This window comes from Variovorax sp. P1_G12 (genome assembly GCF_056405555.1).
This window is the reverse complement of record NZ_JBFUBW010000035.1, coordinates 36,432-55,336: the sequence shown is the minus strand read 5'-3', so window position 1 is coordinate 55,336 and position 18,905 is coordinate 36,432. Positions and strand designations below refer to the sequence as shown.

Annotated in this window: 22 protein-coding genes; 9 read left to right on the top strand and 13 right to left on the bottom strand. The window is 68.6% G+C overall.

From position 1 onward, the window contains the following. Positions 1-26 precede the first annotated feature (26 nt). Complete coding sequence (locus AC1D2O_RS30610) at positions 27-200, bottom strand: hypothetical protein (RefSeq protein WP_478091291.1); 174 nt, start codon at positions 198-200, stop codon at positions 27-29. Between the two features lie 199 nt (positions 201-399). Here AC1D2O_RS30610 and AC1D2O_RS30605 point away from each other — a divergent pair, with 199 nt between their 5' ends. After that, the gene (locus tag AC1D2O_RS30605; protein WP_478091289.1) at positions 400-675 is read left to right on the top strand and encodes a type II toxin-antitoxin system TacA family antitoxin; all 276 of its coding nucleotides are present in this window, start codon (positions 400-402) and stop codon (positions 673-675) included. Further along, positions 675-1,169, top strand: coding sequence for a GNAT family N-acetyltransferase (locus AC1D2O_RS30600; protein WP_478091288.1), 495 nt, complete (start codon positions 675-677; stop codon positions 1,167-1,169). The genes AC1D2O_RS30605 and AC1D2O_RS30600 overlap by 1 nt, the downstream gene beginning before the upstream one ends. Positions 1,170-1,224: 55 nt before the next feature. On the opposite strand, the gene AC1D2O_RS30595 is transcribed toward AC1D2O_RS30600, so the two are convergent. The 11 genes from AC1D2O_RS30595 to AC1D2O_RS30545 all read right to left on the bottom strand — a co-directional run bounded on the left by AC1D2O_RS30595 (position 1,225) and on the right by AC1D2O_RS30545 (position 11,034). Then, entirely contained in the window at positions 1,225-2,235 is a 1,011-nt protein-coding gene (locus tag AC1D2O_RS30595; protein WP_478158420.1) for an alpha/beta hydrolase, read from the bottom strand. Positions 2,236-2,273: 38 nt separating this feature from the next. Beyond that, positions 2,274-2,663: a RidA family protein gene (locus tag AC1D2O_RS30590; RefSeq protein ID WP_478091285.1), complete on the bottom strand. Its 390-nt coding sequence runs from the start codon at positions 2,661-2,663 to the stop codon at positions 2,274-2,276. A gap of 19 nt (positions 2,664-2,682) precedes the next feature. After that, positions 2,683-3,549: an alpha/beta hydrolase gene (locus tag AC1D2O_RS30585; protein WP_478091284.1), complete on the bottom strand. Its 867-nt coding sequence runs from the start codon at positions 3,547-3,549 to the stop codon at positions 2,683-2,685. Continuing rightward, positions 3,539-4,258: an ABC transporter ATP-binding protein gene (locus AC1D2O_RS30580; protein WP_478091282.1), complete on the bottom strand. Its 720-nt coding sequence runs from the start codon at positions 4,256-4,258 to the stop codon at positions 3,539-3,541. The genes AC1D2O_RS30585 and AC1D2O_RS30580 overlap by 11 nt, the downstream gene beginning before the upstream one ends. After that, a complete protein-coding gene (locus AC1D2O_RS30575) occupies positions 4,245-5,081 on the bottom strand; it encodes an ABC transporter ATP-binding protein (protein ID WP_478091281.1) in 837 nt (278 codons plus the stop codon). Before AC1D2O_RS30575 ends, AC1D2O_RS30580 begins: the two co-directional genes overlap by 14 nt. Further along, positions 5,068-6,099 (bottom strand): branched-chain amino acid ABC transporter permease, encoded by a 1,032-nt coding sequence (locus AC1D2O_RS30570; protein WP_478091280.1) that lies wholly within the window; start codon positions 6,097-6,099, stop codon positions 5,068-5,070. The genes AC1D2O_RS30575 and AC1D2O_RS30570 overlap by 14 nt, the downstream gene beginning before the upstream one ends. After that, positions 6,096-6,968: a branched-chain amino acid ABC transporter permease gene (locus tag AC1D2O_RS30565; protein WP_478158419.1), complete on the bottom strand. Its 873-nt coding sequence runs from the start codon at positions 6,966-6,968 to the stop codon at positions 6,096-6,098. The genes AC1D2O_RS30570 and AC1D2O_RS30565 overlap by 4 nt, the downstream gene beginning before the upstream one ends. A gap of 14 nt (positions 6,969-6,982) precedes the next feature. After that, on the bottom strand, positions 6,983-7,918 hold the full coding sequence (locus AC1D2O_RS30560) for a hypothetical protein (RefSeq protein ID WP_478092215.1): 936 nt from the start codon (positions 7,916-7,918) through the stop codon (positions 6,983-6,985). 80 nt (positions 7,919-7,998) lie between these two features. Further along, the gene (locus AC1D2O_RS30555) at positions 7,999-8,967 is read right to left on the bottom strand and encodes a ferritin-like domain-containing protein (RefSeq protein ID WP_478092216.1); all 969 of its coding nucleotides are present in this window, start codon (positions 8,965-8,967) and stop codon (positions 7,999-8,001) included. A 22-nt stretch (positions 8,968-8,989) separates the two neighbouring features. Beyond that, the gene (locus AC1D2O_RS30550; protein ID WP_478092218.1) at positions 8,990-10,165 is read right to left on the bottom strand and encodes an ABC transporter substrate-binding protein; all 1,176 of its coding nucleotides are present in this window, start codon (positions 10,163-10,165) and stop codon (positions 8,990-8,992) included. A 74-nt stretch (positions 10,166-10,239) separates the two neighbouring features. Continuing rightward, positions 10,240-11,034 carry a GntR family transcriptional regulator gene (locus AC1D2O_RS30545; RefSeq protein ID WP_478092220.1) on the bottom strand — a complete coding sequence of 265 codons (795 nt, stop codon included), beginning with the start codon at positions 11,032-11,034 and terminating at the stop codon, positions 10,240-10,242. A 219-nt stretch (positions 11,035-11,253) separates the two neighbouring features. On the opposite strand from AC1D2O_RS30545, the gene AC1D2O_RS30540 reads away from it, so the two are divergent. From AC1D2O_RS30540 to AC1D2O_RS30510, 7 genes are all read left to right on the top strand, one after another. Next, positions 11,254-11,658 (top strand): group III truncated hemoglobin, encoded by a 405-nt coding sequence (locus AC1D2O_RS30540; protein ID WP_478092221.1) that lies wholly within the window; start codon positions 11,254-11,256, stop codon positions 11,656-11,658. Next, positions 11,651-12,892, top strand: a complete 1,242-nt coding sequence (locus tag AC1D2O_RS30535; RefSeq protein ID WP_478092223.1) for an NnrS family protein — start codon at positions 11,651-11,653, stop codon at positions 12,890-12,892. The genes AC1D2O_RS30540 and AC1D2O_RS30535 overlap by 8 nt, the downstream gene beginning before the upstream one ends. 12 nt (positions 12,893-12,904) lie before the next feature. Next, entirely contained in the window at positions 12,905-13,357 is a 453-nt protein-coding gene (locus AC1D2O_RS30530; RefSeq protein ID WP_478092225.1) for an RrF2 family transcriptional regulator, read from the top strand. A gap of 114 nt (positions 13,358-13,471) precedes the next feature. Further along, complete coding sequence (locus tag AC1D2O_RS30525; RefSeq protein ID WP_478158418.1) at positions 13,472-14,989, top strand: SLC13 family permease; 1,518 nt, start codon at positions 13,472-13,474, stop codon at positions 14,987-14,989. Positions 14,990-15,104: 115 nt separating this feature from the next. Further along, positions 15,105-16,178 (top strand): NAD(P)-dependent alcohol dehydrogenase, encoded by a 1,074-nt coding sequence (locus AC1D2O_RS30520; protein WP_478158417.1) that lies wholly within the window; start codon positions 15,105-15,107, stop codon positions 16,176-16,178. 84 nt (positions 16,179-16,262) lie between these two features. Continuing rightward, entirely contained in the window at positions 16,263-16,772 is a 510-nt protein-coding gene (locus AC1D2O_RS30515; protein WP_478086213.1) for a helix-turn-helix transcriptional regulator, read from the top strand. 14 nt (positions 16,773-16,786) lie between these two features. Next, a complete protein-coding gene (locus AC1D2O_RS30510; protein WP_478086211.1) occupies positions 16,787-17,425 on the top strand; it encodes a nucleotidyl transferase AbiEii/AbiGii toxin family protein in 639 nt (212 codons plus the stop codon). A 386-nt stretch (positions 17,426-17,811) separates the two neighbouring features. On the opposite strand, the gene AC1D2O_RS30505 is transcribed toward AC1D2O_RS30510, so the two are convergent. Next, entirely contained in the window at positions 17,812-18,903 is a 1,092-nt protein-coding gene (locus tag AC1D2O_RS30505; protein ID WP_478086209.1) for an FUSC family protein, read from the bottom strand. Positions 18,904-18,905: the final 2 nt, after the last annotated feature.

The following is an 18,905-nucleotide window of genomic DNA, read 5'->3' as shown; positions in this document are numbered from 1 at the left end:
CGGGAGAGACATCGTCGGTCGCAGGTTCAAGGATGCAGTGGAATGCGGATGATGGCAATCGCGACACCGGTCAAGAGGGTGGCCGCGACCACCGCGTCCCATCCGATCGCGTGGGGCCGCAGTTGCTTCCAGACGCCACCGGCAACGAAGACGCCTGCGATGCTCGCGGCGAAGAAGGGGCAGAAGTAGCTCAGGTTCATGGGCTACGGCAGCAGAGGTCTCGAACGGAGCGGGTGGTCCTGGTATTCCATGGGGCTGAATCGTACTGTGCGAGTTCGGGGGTAGCCTGGCGTGGGCTGGCGCTTGAGAACTGGGATGGCGGGGTATCAGGGGGTCTGTAGACTTGCGATTGTGCGTCGTTTGTACTAACATGACGTACATCGACGCAAGGAAGCCGCCATGCCAACCGCCACTCGCTCCGCTCGCCTCGGGTTGCGCGCGACGCCTCAGCAGGAGGCTGTGCTGCGCCGAGCGGCCGAAGCATCCAACAAATCAATGACGGATTTCATCCTCGACAGTGCTTATCAGGCCGCGGAGCAGACCTTGCTCGATCAGAGGCTGTTTCTGGTGAGCGGCAGTCAATCGCAAGCACTGCTGTCGCTGTTGGATCGACCGGAACAGGACAATCCTGGCTTGAAAGATCTGTTCTCCCGGCGCACACCCTGGAATACCTGATGGCGTTGAGTGCGCCGCGGTCACTGGATGCCAGCCATCGGCTGGATGCATTCGATTGCGGCAAGCTCGCGCTCAACGACTGGCTGGCGCGGCATGCACGGCAGGCGCAGGCCAGCGGCTCGGCCAAAACCTATGTGGTCGCGGACGACACGCGCGTTGCCGGCTACTTCAGCTTGACAGTGGGGCAGATCGATACGCTCGAAGCGCCTGATCGTGTGCGCAAGGGCATGGGCAGCTATCCGATACCGGTGATCATCCTGGCGAGGCTCGCCGTGTCGTTGTCGGACCAGGGATGCGGTATCGGAGTCGGCATGCTGCAGGAGGCGATTCGGCGCACGCTCGTCATCGCCGATCAGGCCGGTGTTCGGGCCATGCTGACTCATCCCATCGACGAGGACGCGGAGCGGTTCTATCGGCGGTTTGGCTTCGAACCGTCGCCAGTCCGTGAACAGCAGTTGCTCTTGCTTCTCAAGGACGCGCGTCGATTGGTCTGACGGTCGGTTGCAGGCCGTGCTGGTTCGACGTCGGGTTCCCGACCAGCCCTCTTCGTCAACGAACCCGAAGCGCAAAGTCCGCCGCCGCTCGGATCGCGCCATCCACCTCGCCCGGCAACGCCTTGCCATAGGCCAGGAAGCCATGGGTCACCCCAGGCACTTCCATGGTTTCGACGGAGTTGCCGGAGGCTCGCAGCGCCGCGGCCAGGGCGAGTGTCTGGTCGCGAAGGATGTCGATCTCGGCCGCCAGCAGGAAGGCACGCGGAAGGGCGCCGAGGTCGACGCCGCCATCGAGCGCAAAGGCCGTGTGAGGCGGCATTGCAGCGTCCGGATCGCCCTCAGGGCCGGGTTCCTGGCCCAGGTAGGCGCGCAGATAGCGCTCCTGCGCCGCGATCGACAGGCCATGGCGGCCATCGCCGAAGGCCGTCATGCTCGCGCCCGCGAACGACCGGGTGTAGACGCCATAGAACAGCAGCAGCGCCTCGGGCCAGGCGCGATTCGTCTGCCGGCCCTCGGTGCGCTGGCGATCGCGCAGTCGGATCGTTGCCTCGAGCGCGAGGTTGGCGCCGGCCGAATCGCCGGCCACGATCATGCGGGCGCCCGGGTGTTCCAGCGCCGCCTGGTCGATCGCCGCGATGCAGTCCTGCAGACCCGCAGGGTAGGGATGCTCGGGCGCCAGCGCGTAGTCGACGGACCAGATCTCGCAGCACAGGGCCTCGGCCAGCCGCCGCACGATGGACTCGTGGGTGCGCGGCGAGCCCACGCACCAGCCGCCGCCGTGCAGGTAGACCGCCACGCGACGGCTTTCGCAGCGTCGCGGCCGGACGATCTGCAGGTCGACCGAGCGGCCTTGCGCTTCGAGCCGCCGCGACGAAAGCTCGCACGGCGGACCGTCGTCGAGCCAGGGCTCGCGCTCGGCCAAGAGTTGCGCGCGCGCCTCCGGAAAGGGCAGTGCATAGCGGCTCGGCTGCCCGGTGCGGGCCGCCGCAAGACGCGCGAGAAGCGCCGCCATCGCGGCATGCGGTTCGGGCGCCGGATGCGTGGCTGGAGACGAGGGAAGAGTCATCGTCGTGCCGTCTGCGAAGGGTCGCCCGCGCCTGCGATTCAGCCCTGCGCCTTCCAGGCCACGGCATCGATCTCGACCCGCCACGCCGGACGGGCCAGCGCCTGCACGATCAGCAGCGTCGAAGCCGGCCGCGCATCGCCGAGGTAGCCGGCCCGCACGGCCGCATAGGCGGCCATGTCGCTGGCGTCCACGAGAAAGTGGTTCACCTTGACCAGGTCGGCCACGCCCATGCCGGCATCGGCCAGCACGGCGAGCAGGTTGCGCCAGGCCACATGCGCCTGCGCTTCGAAGCTCTCGGGGACCGTGCCGTCGACATCGATCGCGACCTGGCCGGCAATGTGGAGCCAGCGGCCGCCAGCGGGCGCCGAGACGCCGTTCGAGTAGGCGCCGGCCGGCGCGGCGATGGTGGAAGGGTTGTGTTTTTTCATGGCCATGGGAGGTGGGGATTCACGGAGGGGCCAGCAGCGCGAAGGCATCGCGGAACAGCGCGTTGCCTCCATCGCCGAGGTCGTCGAGGATGTCGAAATGGGTGCGCTCCGGCGCGATGCGCAGCGTCGCCGCGCAGCCCGCGCGCCGCAGGTGCTCCGCAAAGTCGATCGACTGGCCGCGAAATCCTTCGGTCTCGGCGCCGCCCACGGCCAGCAGGTGTTTCGTCGCGCGCCCGGCCGGGCGGGCCATCGGGCTGAGCGCGCGCGCCTCGCGTTCGTCGAGCCGGATGTCGGCATTGATGCTGGTGTGGCGCAAGGGCTCGAGGTCATAGACGCCGCTGACGCCGACGAAGGCCGCGGCCTGCCAGCCCTGCGGACCGTCGAGCACGCAGGCGCCGAGCTGCGCGCCGGCGGAATGGCCGGCCACGAGCATGCGCGCGCTATCGACGCCGAGGTCCTGCGCGTGCCCGCGCAGCCAGGCCATCGCCTCGCCGACCTCCGCGACGATGTCCGACACCCGCAGCGCCGGCGCCAGGTCGTAGCCGATGAAGGCCGCGTGGACGCCGCGTTCGAGCCAGGGGGCGGCGAGGAAGGTGAAGATGCCGCGCTCCAGCGCCCGCCAGTAGCCGCCGTGGATGAAGACGAACAGCGGCGCGGCTGCCGTGACCGGATGCGGCGCCGGCAGGAAGTCGAGCAGGCATCCTTTCGACGCGGCATAGCGCCGCGTCTGGAGCCCCGGCATGGCGCGGCGCAGATCGGCGCTCGCGCGCGCCTGGCGCTCGTAGACCGCATTGCGCTCGGGGTGCCGCGAGCGCAGGGCGTATTCGCTTTCGAGGGCCGGGTCCACCGGCGGCAACAGCTGGGGGTCGGCGGGCTCAAAGTCCAAGGTAGGCCTCCCGCACGCGGTCGTCGTCGCGCAAGGCCGCGGCCGGGCCCGAGAGCGTGATCGCGCCGCTTTCCATCACGTGGCCGATGTCCGCATGGGCGAGCGTGATGCTCGCGTTCTGCTCCGACACCAGGATCGTCAGCCCGCCGCGCTGCAGCTGCTTGAGCGCGGCGAAGACCTGCTCGACGATCACCGGCGCGAGCCCCATCGACGGTTCGTCGAGCGCGAGCAGGCGCGGGCCCGACATCAGCGCGCGGCCGATGGCGAGCATCTGCTGTTCGCCGCCCGACAAGGTGCCCGCGGCCTGGGCGAGCCTTTCCTCCAGCCGCGGAAAGGTCGACAGCACGAAGGCCAGCCGATCGTCGAGATGGCCCTTGCGCCGCGGGAACAGGTCGGTGAAGGCTCCCATCTGGAGGTTGTCCTTCACGCTCAGCGGACCGAACACGCGCCGGCCCTCGGGCACCAGCGCGAAGCCCTTCGAGACGATGCGCGCGGCCGGCAGCCGCGCGATGTCCTCGCCCGCGAACGCGATCGAACCGCGCACCGGCCGCAACAGCCCCGACAGCGCCTTCATCGTGGTGGACTTGCCGGCGCCGTTGGCGCCGATCAAGGCATGGAAGGAGCCGGGCTCCAGCGCGATCGCGACGTCGTGCAGCACGTCGGAGGCGCCGTAGCCCGCGTGCAGGCCCTGGATGTCAAGCAGGGGCATGCGCCGCCTCCCCACCCAGGTAGGCGCGGATCACCTCCGGGTTGCGCGAAACTTCCGCGGGCCGGCCCTCGGCGAGCCGCTTGCCGTGGTTCATCACCAGGATTTCGTCGCAGGCGCTCATCACGACCCGCATGTTGTGCTCGACCAGCACCACGGTCACGCCGTCTGCATTGATCGCTCGGATCACTTCGAGGATGCGGTTCTGCTCCGCCAGCGGCACGCCCGCGATCGGTTCGTCGAGCAGCAGCAGCCGCGGCTTCGAGGCCATCGCACGCGCGATCTCGAGCAGCTTGGCATCGGCGAAGCCGAGGTCCGCCGCGAGCGTGCCGGCGCGCGCCTCGAGCCCCAGCAGCGCGAGCAGGCGCCAGGACTCGGCTTCGGCACTGCGCTCCTCGGCCAGCGCGCCGCCGAAGAGGCCCGACCACCAGCCGCCGGCCAGGCGCGGATGGGCGCCGACCATGACGTTCTCGAGCACGCTCATCGCCGGGAACAGCTGCAGGTTCTGGAAGGTGCGCGAGAGGCCGAGCGCCGCGCGCTGGTGCGGACGCAGCGCCGTGATGTCGCGGCCGTCGAGCCTGACGCTTCCGAGCGTGGGCGCCGTGACGCCGGCGATGGCGTTGAACAGGGTGGTCTTGCCGGCGCCGTTGGGGCCGATGATGCCCTTGATGATGCCGGGCGCGACCGTGAACGAGAGCTGGTCCACCGCGTGCAGGCCGCCGAAGCGCACGCTCAGCGACTGCACCTCGAGCGCGGGGCCCGGCGCGGGCGCGGCGGCGAGGCCGGGGACGGGCGCGCGCTCCAGGGTTGCTTCAGGCAAGGCCATGGCGCGTCACCTTTTCTTTCTTCGGCTCCGGGGCCACGGTCTTCTTGCGGCGGCCGAGGCGGGCGGCGAGGCTCGCGATGCCGCCGGGCAGGAACAGCAGCACCGCCACCATGCCGGCGCCGAACACGAGCAGCTCGGCATCCTGGACGCGGCGCAGCAGCTCGGGCACCGCGGTGAAGACCGCGGCTCCGAACACCGGGCCCCAGAACCGGCCCCAGCCGCCGATGGCCACCATGACCACCAGCAGCACCGAGGCCGAGAAGCTGAAGGTCTCCGGCGAGGCGTACTGGTTGAAGTGGACGTAGAGCGCGCCCGCCAGGCCCGCGGCCACCGCCGAGGCCATGAAGGCCGCGAGCTTGCTGCGGAACGGGTCGATGCCCATGCTGTCGGCCGCCACCTCGCTGCCCGAGACCGCGCGCAAGGCGCGGCCGGCGCGGCTCGCGAGCAGCGAGGCCACGAGCAGCATCACCGCCAGACCCCCAAGCCACGCGAGCCAGAAGAAGCGCGCGGGCGTGTCGAAGGCAAAGCCGAACAGCGCGATCGGCGGCACGCCCGACAGCCCGTTGGGCCCGCCGGTGACCGACACCAGTTCGTTGAACAGCACCGACAGGATCGCGTTGAAGCCCAGCGTCGCCATGCTCAGGTAGTGTCCGCGCAGCCGCAGCGCCGGCAGGCCGATCACGAAGGCCGACAGCGCCGCGCCGGCCATCGCGGCCAGCGCGCCGATCGCCGGCGGGACGCCCCAGCGTACCGAGAGCACGCCCGACAGATAGGCCCCCAGGCCGAAGAAACCGGCCTGGCACAGCGAGATCTGCCCGCCGTAGCCCATCACGAGATTGAGCCCGCCGAGCAGCAGCAGGTTGATGAAGAAGAAGATGCCGAGACTCAGCACGTAGTCGTTGCCGGCGACGAGCGGCCAGGCGGCGAACAGGATCCAGACCACGGCGACGTGCCGGATGCGCAGGCTGCGCTCGCGCAGCGGCGAGGAGGCGAGGGGAAGGGCGGCGGGATGTGTCATACGCGCTCCACGGCATGGCGCCCGAGCAGGCCCGAGGGACGCAGGAACAGCGTCGCCAGCAGCGCGACGAAGGCGACCGCGTCCTTGAAGTGCGAGGACAGCAGTCCGCCCGACAGCGCCTCGAGCAGGCCCAGCAGCAGCCCGCCCACCAGCGCGCCCGGCAGGCTGCCGAGGCCGCCGAGCATGGCGGCCGAAAAGCCCTTGAAGCCGAGCACGGTGCCGTGGTCGAAAGAGGTCAGCGTGAGCGGCGTGATCACGATGCCCGCGATGGCGCCGAAGGCCGCCGCCAGGCCGAAGGACAGCGCCATCGCCATGCGCGGCTCGATGCCGCAGAGCGCCGCGGCTTCGGGTTGGGCCGCGACCGCGCGCATCGCGCGGCCGAGCACGGTGCGCTCGAAGAACCAGTGCGCGCCGACCATGACCAGCGCGCAGGTGCCGACGATCCACAGGGTCTGCGGATGGATGCGCAGGGCGCCGAGCACGATCGGCGTGCTGCCCGAGAAGCCCGGCAGGCTCATCGGGTTCTTGCCGAGCACGAGCATCACGAGGCTCTTGAAGCAGATCGCCACCGCGATCATCACGAGCGTGACCGTCAGCGGGCTTTGGACCGGCAGGCGCCGCACGACGAAGCGTTCGCTGAGCAGCGCGAGCAGCACGACGGCCGCGATCGCGCAGGGCACCGCGAGGCCCAGCGGCACCTGGGCGGCGACGACCGCGGCGGCGACCATGCCGCCCATCATCACCCACTCGCCCTGCGCGAAGTTGATCGCGCCGGTGCTCTTGAAGATGACGTTGAAGCCGAGCGCCACGAGCGCGTAGACGCTGCCGGTCGAAATGCCGGACAGCAGCAGGTTGGGCAGTTGATCCACCAGGGGCTCGATGTTCAGAGGCGGCCGAGCCGGGGATGGTCGAGCGCCGGCAGTTCGAGGCCGATGGCGTCGAGCCGTTCGCGGCAGTCGGCGAGGTATTGCCTGAAGACCTGCACCTCGGCCTGCGCGCCTGCGGCTCCGAGACCCGCCGCGGCCACGCGGTCGAGGTCGGCGATGTCGGCCGAGGCGTCGATCGCGGTCGCAAGGCCGACGCAGCGCGAGCCCGCCAGTTCGACCTGCATCAGGTGCTGCACCAGGGCCTGCACGGCCGCGGTGCGCTCTTCGTTCGACATCAGCGGCGCGCGCCGCTCGATGTAGAGCCACCCGAAGCGGGCATGACGCTCGCGCGCCTCGACGCAGCGCGCCAGCAGCGCCCTGGCGACAGGCTCGCGGGTCTGCGCGAGCCAGGCGCCGGCCAGTGCATGCTCGAGGCCGTCGCCGAAGGTGCAATGGGTCAGCACGTGGCCGTCGAGCGAACGGTCGGCGTCGAGCGCATCGCGGTGCAGTCCGCGGTTGAAGAGCGGCTGCCAGTGCGGGTCGGCGGGCGTGTCCAGGTAGCCGCCGCAGGCCTCGGCATAGCGATGGAAGGACTCGACGTTCCATGCCTCCTCGGTGTTGCGCACCGTCAGGAAGTACTTGGGGTCGGCCTCGCGGTCGAGTTCGAGGCAGAAGCGGATCACCAGCGCCGGCGTTTCGGCCAGGCCCGTGTATTCGAGCCAGGCGCGGCGGCTCCAGACGCGCCGTGCGGCATCGAGCGCGGCCGGGTCGTGCGCGCGGGCATCGAAGGCGTCCCACGGAATGTCGATCTCGGGCGCCCAGCGGGCCTTCTTCGAATCCTCGTAGAGCGTGCGGATGGCCTGGTCGGACTGGCGCAGGTCGAGCGGAAAGCGGCGCTCGACGCGGATCGGGGTGCGTGCGGGCGACGCGGTGGCGGAATCGGGGTGCGGCACGGCGGTGCTCCTTGGCAAGGTCGACGAAGAAGGCGGGCGGCGGAAGACGGGGGAGGCAACGGGCCAGCGGCGTGCAGCGCCTAGAACGGCCCCTCGATCTTCGGGTGGCGGAACATCGGGATCTCGATGCCCCAGTTGTCGCGCATGCGTTCGCGCATCGCGGCGATCGATTGGAGGAACACCGGCTTCTCGAGGGCCTCGGTGGTCGCCCCCAGGCCGGCCTGGTGGGTGATCTCGTCGACCCCCATCTCGGCCGTGGACGAGGGGCTGGCGGGCGCGAGCCAGGAGCTGTGGTAGCCGTTGAGCTCCACCTTCTCGATCATGTTGATGACCGCCTGGCGCACCACGTCCTTCTCCTGCGCGCTCATCTGCGGCATGCGTTGCTCCAGGAAGGCCCAGCCGAAGGCGCAGTGCCGCACCTCGTCGCGCAGGATGGCCTTGACCACCTGGCGTGCGACCGGGTTCACCGTGATCTCGGTCAGGTGGCGGAACACGTCGAAGGCGATCTCTTCGGCCGCGCAGACCAGCGCCGCGATCGTGCCTTCGAGCGAGATGGCCGGATCGAGCGCCACCTTGCGGATGCCGTGCGAGGCCACCGAGCCCTGGAACGCGACTGCGGCCGGCTGGTCGAAATAGCCGCCGAGGGCCTCGGCCATGCGAAAGCAGACCTCGGCATGGCGCGATTCCTCCTGCGAGCGGATCGAGAAGAACAGCGCCATGTCCGGCGGGCAGCGCTCGTGGCAGAAGCGGATCTGCAGCGCCGGGCTTTCCGAGATCGCGCCGTACTCTCCCCAGGCGCGCCGGCTCCAGTACATGCGCGCGGCGCGGCGCTGCTCGTCGGTGTACTGCTCCGGGTGGAGCTGGTCCCAGTCGATGTCGGTGGCCGGGTTCCATTGCATCCGGGTCGCCGTGTGGAACAGCTCGCGGATGCGCCGGTTCTCGACGCCGAGCTTCAAGGGGAACCGGCTCTCGGGCACATCGATGATGGTGGCGGCATCGGGGAACAGGGCCCGGGGCGCCGCGGACTGCGAGAGGGTGGCGTTGGTCATGGCTGCATTCCCTCGCGATGGATCACTTGTAGTCGGCCAGCTGGAAGGCGCCGTCGCGGTAGCTCAGCAGCACCAGGTCATCCTTGGACAGCCCCGAGTGGCGCTGCGGGCTGAAATTGAAGACGCCGCCGACGCCCGGCCATTTGTCGATGCCCGCCAACGCGTCGCGGACCTTGGTGCGGTCGGCGCCGCCGGCGCGATCGATCGCGGTGCGCGCGAGGTAGATCGCGTCGTAGGTCTGCGCGGCGAACTGGTTCGGCTTGCGCTTGTACTTGGCCTCGAAGGCCTTGGTCAGCGCGGCGATGCGCTCCTTCTGCGGATCGCCGTCGGGCAACTGCGCGCCGATCGGGAACTTGACCGACACCAGCAGCACGTTCTTTGCCGCATCGCCGGCCAGGTCCATGTAGCGCTTGTCGACGAAGCCGTAGCTGTGGATCAGGTTCATCTGTTCCATGCCCAGCTGCTGCGCCTGCTTGAGGAACACCACGCCGGCGGGCGTGACGGTCCAGCAGATGACCGACTGCACGCCGGCGGCCTTGATCTTGCCGAGCTGCGGCGTGAGGTCGGTGTCCGAGGGGTTGAAGCTCTCGTACATCACGTCGAGGCCGCGGCGCGCCGCCACCTTCTTGAGCTGGACCGCGGCGCCCTGACCGAAACCGCTCGAGTCGCCGAGGAAGGCGATCTTCTTGATGCCCTTCTTGGCGTAGTAGTCGGCGAGCCGCTCCATCACCTGCTCGTCGTCGGCCGTGCTCTTGAAGGTCCACTGGCGCTCGGCCACCGGCGTCACGATGTCCATCGCGCCCTCGGTCGAGATGAAGGGCACCGAGGCCTTCTCGGTGAGCCCGAGCATCGCGATCGCCATGCCGCTCATGTTGCCGCCGCCCACGATCATGTCGACCTTGTCCTGGTCGAGCAGGCGGCGCGTGGCGGTCAGGCCCTTCTGGGTCTGGCTCTCGGCGTCGTAGAACACCCAATCGATCTTCTTGCCGCCCACGCCGCCCTTGGCATTGATCTCCTCGACCGCGAGCTCCATGCCGGCCTTCATGTCCTCGCCGAGGAAGGCCGCGGGGCCGGTGACGGAGAGGATCGAGCCGACTTTCACGGTGGCCTGCGCGAATGCGGAGGACGTTGCGGCGAACGACAGGGTCGCCGCCAGCAGGACCGACAAAGACATCTTCGGGAACAGTTCACGATTCATCACGACACTCCTCGAAACAACGGTGGAAGTTGGGGCCATGGATGCAGGCCGATGCGGGAAAGGAAGAGGGCGCTTCATGCCTCGGCGGGCTGGACGGCCTTGACGCGGACATCGGAGCGCCCGATGTCGCCATCGAGCTCGAGCGGGCCGCTGAACTTGTAGCGGACCTGGTCGGCGCGATAGACCGAGATGCCGGTGAAGGCCGGTTTGCCTCCCGCTGCGAAGTAGGTCATCTCGCGCACGAGGACCGGCGCGGCCGGGTGGATATTCAGTCGCTCGGCATATTCCTCGTCGGCCAGGGCGGCTTCGATCTGGGTGTCGGCGCGCTCGATCGCGACCTGGGACCGCAGTACCTGCAGCAGCGAGACGTTCTCGAATTCCTTGAGCGCGATCGTTCCTGCAATGGCCAGCGGGATGTAGCGCAGGTCCCAGGCCACGCGCAACTCGCCCGACAGGCGCAGGCGCTCCATGCTCAGCACCTCGGTGCGCGCGGGCAGGCCCAGCGCCTTCGCGAAATGGGCCGGGCAGGGGGTGCGTTCGACCTTCAGGTTGGCGACCCGCAGCGAACGGCCGCTCTGCGCCCATTGGCCCGAGAAGTCGCTGCGCGCGGCGAAGGACTCCTCGATCTTGTCGCGGTTGACGAAGGTGCCGAAGCCGCGGCGCCGGCGCACCAGGCCTTCGCCCTCGAGTTCGGTCAGCGCCTGGCGCACGGTGGCCCGGCTCACGCCGAAGATGCGCTGCAGTTCCTGGTCGGTGTAGAAGCGGTCGTCCTCGGCCGGCCAGGACATGAGCTTGGCCTGCAGGCTGCGCTTGACCTGCGCGTAGAGCGGCAGCGGAGAGTCACGGTCGATCGTTGGCGAAATGCGCATGGGGCGATCACGGTCTCGTTGTCGCGGGCAACGCCGCGGCGGCTCGGGATTCCCGGTCTGGCTGACGTCCGAGATTGGATGTCAGGTTGTCCGGTTATACGGACTATATGTATTGAATTTGACAGAAATATTGGGGTTTACACGTAGATGGCTTGCCGATAAGATATATTGCAAATGAATCTTATGAAGTGTTGCCGTCGGCAAGCCAAGGAGCGGACATTGACTGCCACCGAGTTGTGCACCAAGGAAGAAATCTCGCGCATGGTCCATGCGTTCTATGCGCGGGTGCGCCAGGACGAAGTCCTGGGCCCGATCTTCGAAACGCACATCGACGACTGGGATCCTCACCTGGCCAGGCTGGTGGACTTCTGGTCGGCCATCCTGCGACGCACCGGCCGTTTCACGGGCGCGCCGATGCCCAAGCACGCGGTGCTGCCTGGCCTGACCGCGGCGCTGTTCGAGCGCTGGCTGGACCTGTTCCGCGAGACCGCCGGCGCGCAACCCAATCGCGCCATGGCCGAAGAGGCCCAGGCGATGGCGCAGCGCATCGCGCAAAGCCTGTGGATGGGCTACCAGGCAAGCCGCGATCCGGATGCCCTGCCCACGGAGTTGTCGCATGGCTGAGCTGCTCCACATCGAAGAGCCCGCGGGCACGAGGGCGCCGCCGCCGCAGTGGAAGGCCTTCCTCGAGCTGGGCTTCCGGCCGCTCTATCTGGCGGGCAGCTTCTGGGCCGCGGTCTCGGTGGCCTTGTGGGTGTTCGCGCCAGGCTGGCTCGGCGGCACGCTGGCCGGCGTTGCCTGGCATGCGCACGAGATGCTCTGGGCCTTCATCGCCACCATCGCGGTGGGTTTCCTCCTCACGGCGGGCAGCAACTGGACCGGGATCAATCCGTTGAAGGGGCGCGCCCTGGGTGTGCTGAGCGTGCTGTGGGTGTTGGCGCGGGTGGGCTTTCTCGTGCCGGGGCAGGGCGCCTTCTGGCTGGCCGCGTGCTGCGAACTGCTGTTCTTCGGCTGGGCCGCGGCCGCGCTGGGCCGTGCCATCTACGGCGCACGCAGCCGGCGCAACTACGGCGTGCCGCCGCTCGTGCTGGCACTTGGCGTGGCCGATGCGCTGTACCTGCGCGCGGCCGGGCTGGGCGACCAAGCGCTGCTGATGCAGCGCTTGGACACCGGCCTGCTGTGCATGGCGGTGATCGCACTGCTGCTGGCGCGCCGCGTGATTCCGTTCTTCGCGATGCGCGCGCTGCCCGGCCTGTCGATCCCCATGCACACGCGCAGCGGCCATTGGCAGGTTGGCGCGGGCGGCCTGGCCATCGGCTTCGGGCTGCTGGGCCTGATGCCCGCCATGGCCGCGGCCCTGGCGGTGGCCGGTGCCATCGCACTGCTGCAGGTCATGGCCTGGAAGCCCTGGGCGGTGCGGCGCGCGCCGCTGCTGTGGGTGCTGTATCTCGGCTATGCCGCGCTCGGCGCAGGCTTGCTGGTGGCGGCCGCGCACGCGGCGGGCTGGGTGCTGCGGGCGGCCTGGCCGGTGCACGTGATCGCCGTGGCCGGCCTGTCGGTGCTGATCATCGGCATGGTGACGCGCACGGCCCTGGGCCACCTGGGGCGGCCCCTGCGCGCGGACCGCACCCTGGTGGCCTGCTACCTGCTCGTGATCGCCGCCGCCGCGCTGCGCCTGCTGGCCCTGCTGCCGACGGACCTGGCGCTCGGCTCGCTGCATGCGTCGGCCGGCGCCTGGGTGCTCGCCTTCGCGCTGTACCTGTGGCGCTTCTTCCCCGTGATGATCCGGCCCCGCGTCGACGCGGCGGCCGCGCCGCAGGTGCTCAAGCCCGGCCTGCGCCTGCGTGCGACGAAGTGAACGGAAAGCCCCATGCGCCTGACGATGATGACCGACTACGCGCTGCGCCTGCTGATGTACGTGGCGCAGCAGCCGCAGCGGCTGTGCACCATCGCCGAGGTCGCGCAGGCCCACGGCGTTTCCGAGGCGCACCTGATGAAGGTGACGCACCAGCTCGGCCTGCAGGGCTGGATCGAGACCGTGCGCGGCAAGGGCGGCGGCATGCGTCTGGCCCATGCGCCCGCGGACATCAACCTCGGCGCGGTGGTGCGCAGCGTCGAGCCGGATTTCGACCTGGTCGAGTGCTTCGGCACGAATGACCATTGCGCACTGACCGGCAACTGTCGCCTCGCCGGCGTGCTGCAGGGCGCGCTGCACGATTTCATGGCGCACCTGGATGGCGTCACGCTGGCCGACCTGTTGCCCGGCACGGACCTTCCGCTCGCGCCGCTGCGGCGCATGCGCGTCGATCGACGCAGCACCTGAGGCGCCGGGCTGGCGCAGGGCCGGCGCAGGGCCGCGTTCACCTGAGATGATCCATGTCAAAGGCCGGCGCCAGTCCAGCGCCGAAGATCGACCGGATCTGGAACCAGGAGAACCATGAACGCCATCGCCCCGCCCACGCCTGCCGCCGCGCCGGCGCCGGTCTCGATCGTCAAGCGCGCCGGCCTCGTCGCCGCGCTTGCGGCCCTGCTCGCGATCGTATCGATGCCCGCGGCCCAGGGCCTGCCCCAGGCCGGACAGGTGATGCTCGCCATCCTGGCCTTCGCCGTGATCGTCTGGATGACCGAGGCGCTCGACTACGCCGTGAGCGCGGTGGTGATCGGCGCCCTGATGATCTTCCTGCTGGCCTACACGCCCGACGCGGCCAAGCCCGCCGGCGCCGACATGGGGACGGCCGCCGCGCTCGGGCTGGCGCTGTCGGGCTTTGCCAGCAGCGCCGTGGCCCTGGTGGCGGCGGCCTGCTTCATCGCCGCGGCGATGACCGCCACCGGGCTCGACCGCCGCATTGCGCTGGTGGTGCTGTCGAAGGTCGATGCGCGCACCAACCGCATCGTGATCGGCGCCATGGCGGTGGGTTTCCTGCTGTCCTTCATCGTGCCCAGCACCACGGCGCGCGTGGCCTGCCTGATGCCGATCATGATGGGCTTCATCCTGGCCTTCAAGGTCGACAAGCGCAGCCGCTTCGCCGCCTTGCTGGTGATCACGGCGGCGCAGACCGCCAGCGTCTGGAATGTCGGCATCAAGACCGCGGCGGCACAGAACATGGTGGCGGTCGGCTTCATCGAGAAGCAGTTCGGCGTCAACATCACCTGGACCGAATGGTTCATCGCCGGGGCGCCGTTCTCGGCCCTGCTCAGCGTCGCGCTCTACTTCATCATGACCCGGATGCTGAAGCCCGAGATGACCGAGATCGCCGGCGGCAAGGCCACGATCCGCCAGCAACTCGATGCGATCGGACCGATGACGGGCCGCGAATGGAAGTTGCTCGTGCTAGTGCTCGCGCTGCTGGGCTTCTGGTCGACCGAGAAGGTGCTGCACGATTTCGACACCTCGTCGACCACCATCGCCGCCATCGCGCTGATGCTGCTGCCGCGTATCGGCGTGATGGACTGGAAGGAATCGCAGCGCGGCTTTCCGTGGGGCACGGTGGTGCTGTTCGCGGTCGGCATCAGCGTCGGCACCGCGCTGCTCAGGACCAATGCCGCCGGCTGGCTGGCCAACCTGATCGTCCATCACCTGGGGCTGCAGCAGGCCGGCGCGTTCGCGATCCTGATGCTGCTGTCGCTGTTCCTGATCGTGATCCACCTCGGCTTCGCGAGCGCCACGGCGCTGGCCTCGACCATGATCCCGATCGTGATCAGCGTGCTCATGGCGGTGCAGACGCCCGGCCTCAACGTGGTGGGCATGACGATGCTGCTGCAGTTCGTGGTGAGCTTCGGCTTCATCCTGCCGGTGAACGCGCCGCAGAACATGATCGCCTACGGCACCGACACCTTCGAGGCGCGCGACTTCGTGCGCACCGGGCTCGCGATCACGGCGGCCGCCACCGTGCTGCTGGTCGTCTTCGCGCTCACCTACTGGCCGTGGATGGGCTACATGACGTCCAAGGGCTGAAGGCTTCGGCGCGGGCCTGGCGCCGGCGGCGTTTTTCTCGGTCGTTGTTGCGCGAGGTCAAGCCGGCGTCACGCGCATCGCGTCCAATGGACGGACTGAAAGAAAGGGTCTTGCCATGAAGAAAATGAAAGCCGCCATCTTTGTCGAAAAGGGCCGCATCGTGCTCGACGAGAAGCCGATTCCCGACGTCGGTCCGCTCGATGCCCTGATCCGCGTCACCACCACCACGATCTGCGGGACGGACGTTCACATCCTCAAGGGCGAGTACCCGGTCGAGCGCGGCCTGACCATCGGCCACGAGCCGGTCGGCGTGATCGAGAAGCTGGGTTCGGCGGTCGCCGGCTTCCAGGAGGGCCAGCGCGTGATCGCCGGCGCCATCACGCCCAGCGGCCACAGCTACGCCTGCCTGTGCGGCTGCGGTTCGCAGGACGGCGTGGGTACCCGGCATGGCTTCAAGGCCATGGGCGGCTGGAAGTTCGGCAACACCATCGACGGCTGCCAGGCCGAATATGTGCTGGTCAAGGACGCCATGGCCAACCTCAGCCCGATCCCGGATGGCCTCACGGACGAACAGGTGCTGATGTGCCCGGACATCATGTCGACGGGCTTCTCGGGCGCCGAAAGCGGCAAGGTGAGGATCGGGGACACCGTCGTGGTCTTCGCGCTCGGGCCCATCGGCCTGTGCGCGGTCGCCGGTGCGAAGCTGATGGGCGCCACCACCATCATCGGCGTCGACACGGTGCGCGCGCGGCTCGACGTGGCCCGCAGCCTCGGCGCCGACCACGTCGTGGACTTCAAGCAGGGCGATCCGGTCGAACAGATCATGGCGTTGACGGACGGGCGCGGCGTCGATGTCGCGATCGAGGCGCTCGGCACGCAAGGCACCTTCGAGTCGTCGCTGCGCGTGCTGCGACCGGGCGGCACGCTGTCCAGCCTTGGCGTGTATTCGAGCGATCTGCGGATTCCGCTCGGCGCCTTCTCCGCCGGCCTCGGCGATCTGAAGATCGTCAGCACGCTGTGCCCCGGCGGCAAGGAGCGCATGCGCCGGTTGATGGACGTCGTCGGTTCGGGGCGCGTGGACCTGAAGCCGTTGGTCACGCATCGCTTCAAGCTCGACGACATCGAGGCGGCCTACGAACTGTTCGCCAACCAGCGCGACGGGGTGCTCAAGGTGGCCATCACGCCGTGAGCGGGCGTTCGATCTTGTCTCGCTGCACCCGTCTGAAAGTCAAATATATTTGACATCATTGACGGCGATGGCTAGGCTCAGACCATGTCTGCGATCTTCGAACTCGGCGCTGCCGTGCGTGTCCGCCGCTCTGACATGGGGTTGACCCAAATGACCCTGGCCAGGCTCAGTGGCCTATCGCGCGCGACTGTCAACCAGGTGGAAAAGGGAACCATCAAGGACTTGAGCATGACGAGGGCCGCCAAGCTGCTTGAAGCACTCGGATTGTCCGTGACGATCACGGCCCCGCGCTCGCGAAGCAACCAGGCTGAAGGCGGAAAGAGTCACGCGTTGGACATCGCCGCGCGGACTGCCAGCGTCAGCTACAAGGTACCCCTAAGCCCGCCCAAGTTGCGTGATGCCTTGATCACCGGCTCGGTGCCGAAGGGTTTGCTTCCCCACATGCATGCCTTGCTCGACGAGGCACCCGTCGCCTTGCTGGCTTCCGTGGTGGAGCAACTGCATAGGGAGGAGCGGGTGGATCGTGCGCAGGTTTGGAAGCACATGCGCGAACTGGCCCACGATCTCAAGAGCAGCCGCGAGCTTTGGCAATGAGACCGCTGCCTGACATGAGCAGGCCCGGCGTGTGGATGGAACTCTTCCCCCACGCACTCACTCTGATGGACCACCTGGAGAGCCACTTTCATCATCCGTGGTGGACCTTCGGCGGCGGCACGGTGTTGATGCTCAGGATCGGCCATCGACAGAGCAAGGACATCGACCTGTTCGTGAACGATCCCCAGTATCTCGGCTATCTCAATCCCCGCCTCAGCGAGGTCGCAGAGCAGATCAGCACGGACTACGAAGAGAACTCGGAGTTCATCAAGCTATACCTGCCGTCGGGTGAAATCGACATCGTGGTGGGTACGCCATTGACCGACCGGCCCTTCGATGTGGTCTCGTACGCTGGACATGAAATCAAGATCGAGACCTGCGCCGAAATCATCGCGAAGAAGATGTGGTACCGCGGTTATCACGCAAAGGCCCGTGACCTTTACGACTTGTGCGCGGTGGCTGACGCGGAGCCCGATGCAATTCAAGCCGTTGCGCGATTTTTGAGCAGGCATGGTGCGACGTTTCTGATGCGCCTGCATGAGAGGTCCGAACTGGCGGAGGCGGAATTCGATGCCATCGACGCCATTGGGTTCCGGCGCTCGTTTGCCGACTGCCTGTTGCAGGCCCGACGAATCATCGAGCCGCTGCTGTAGCGGGAAATGCAGGGGAAGGGCGCCTGCAGGTGACGAGTTGAACGAATTCAGATTGAAGATATGCTCGCCGCGTACCCGTCGACATCGATGCGCCTGATGATGAAGCCGTCGATCTGACGCTGTTTCGTCCGCGGCATGAGCGCTTGATCTGGAGCCGACCTGCATGACTTTCGAATCGTGAGAATCACCCGCGCGTCCGAAGCCCTGCTCGCGCTGCGGGAGGGGCGTATCTGGAAGCTACTGGCTGCCGACCGCCTGCCATGGGAGTTCGCCGTGGAGGCGGTGCAGAGCGTCTTGGATTCTTGATGGGGCGGCTCTGCGGGGAAATCAATCATTCACCGCTTAGGGAGCGCGCAGACGCCCCGCCAGAGGCTCGCAAGGGCCTGCTAGCCGGGCCGCGTCCTGGCATGATGCGCCGCCAGGTGGGCCCGGTCGTCCAGCGTTGAAAACACCACCGCGAACGCAACGCCGATCAGTGCGCCCAGCGCCGTGTCGAGCACGCGCGTGAGGGGCATGCCGACGGCGGCCGAAGGCGCCGCGAGAGAGGTCATGAGCAGGGCCATCGGCGTGACGCAGACCAGGCCGAAGACATAGTTGAAGCCGATCACCAGTTCGGTGATGAACTGCAGCACGACCACCGCCAGCAGCACCAGCCAGAAGGACGGATGGTTCGCCAGGATGACCCAGGCGATGCCCGAACCGACGAGGGTGCCGATCGTGCGCTGCACGGCGCGATGCATCGTGACGTGCAGGTGGCTGCCTTGCAGCACCGCCGTCGCGCCGATCGCCGCCCAGGCCGGATGGGACCAGCCGGCGGCAAGGGCCAGCAGCGCCGCGATGGCCGCGCAGCACGCGATGCGCGCGGCTGCGATCAGCTGAGGCCCCGTCGGCGGGGCCGCTTCACGCAGCTCGACGACGGGCGCCGATGCCTGTGCGCGCAGCCGGTCCGTCAGGCGGCAGACCAGCCAGGCGATGGCCGCGCCGGCCGCCGTGAAGATCGTGCGTTCGGCCACGGTGCGCCAGCTCTCTGCGGGCCCGACCGCGGCGCAGGCCGCGAAGACGAAGATGACGGCCCCGGGGGCGCCGATCCGCCATCGGCCCACCAGTGCGCTCAGGATCCCCGCCAGCACCGCCAGGCACAGCAGCATCGTCGCGGGCGCGGCGCCTGCCTGCGCGACCAGCGAAAGCAGTCCGACCGATGCGGTGAGCAGCACGCCCGACGTGGCGACGATCGCCAGGCGCCGTCGGCCCGGTGCGAAGCGGCCGAAGAGCGCGGCCAGGGCGCCCAGCGCGGGAAAGCCTTCGAGCTGCGCCCAGGGCGACAGGTGGGTCGCAGTCACGGCGATCAACACCGCCAGGGACGTCTGCATGCCGGCCACTGCGGCGTTGCGCAGCGAGGGCGGGGTCGCGAGGGTGAAACTCTCGCGGATGCGGGCGGCTGCCAGCAGATGGCGGATGGACGCGCGGCGGGTGGTCATGG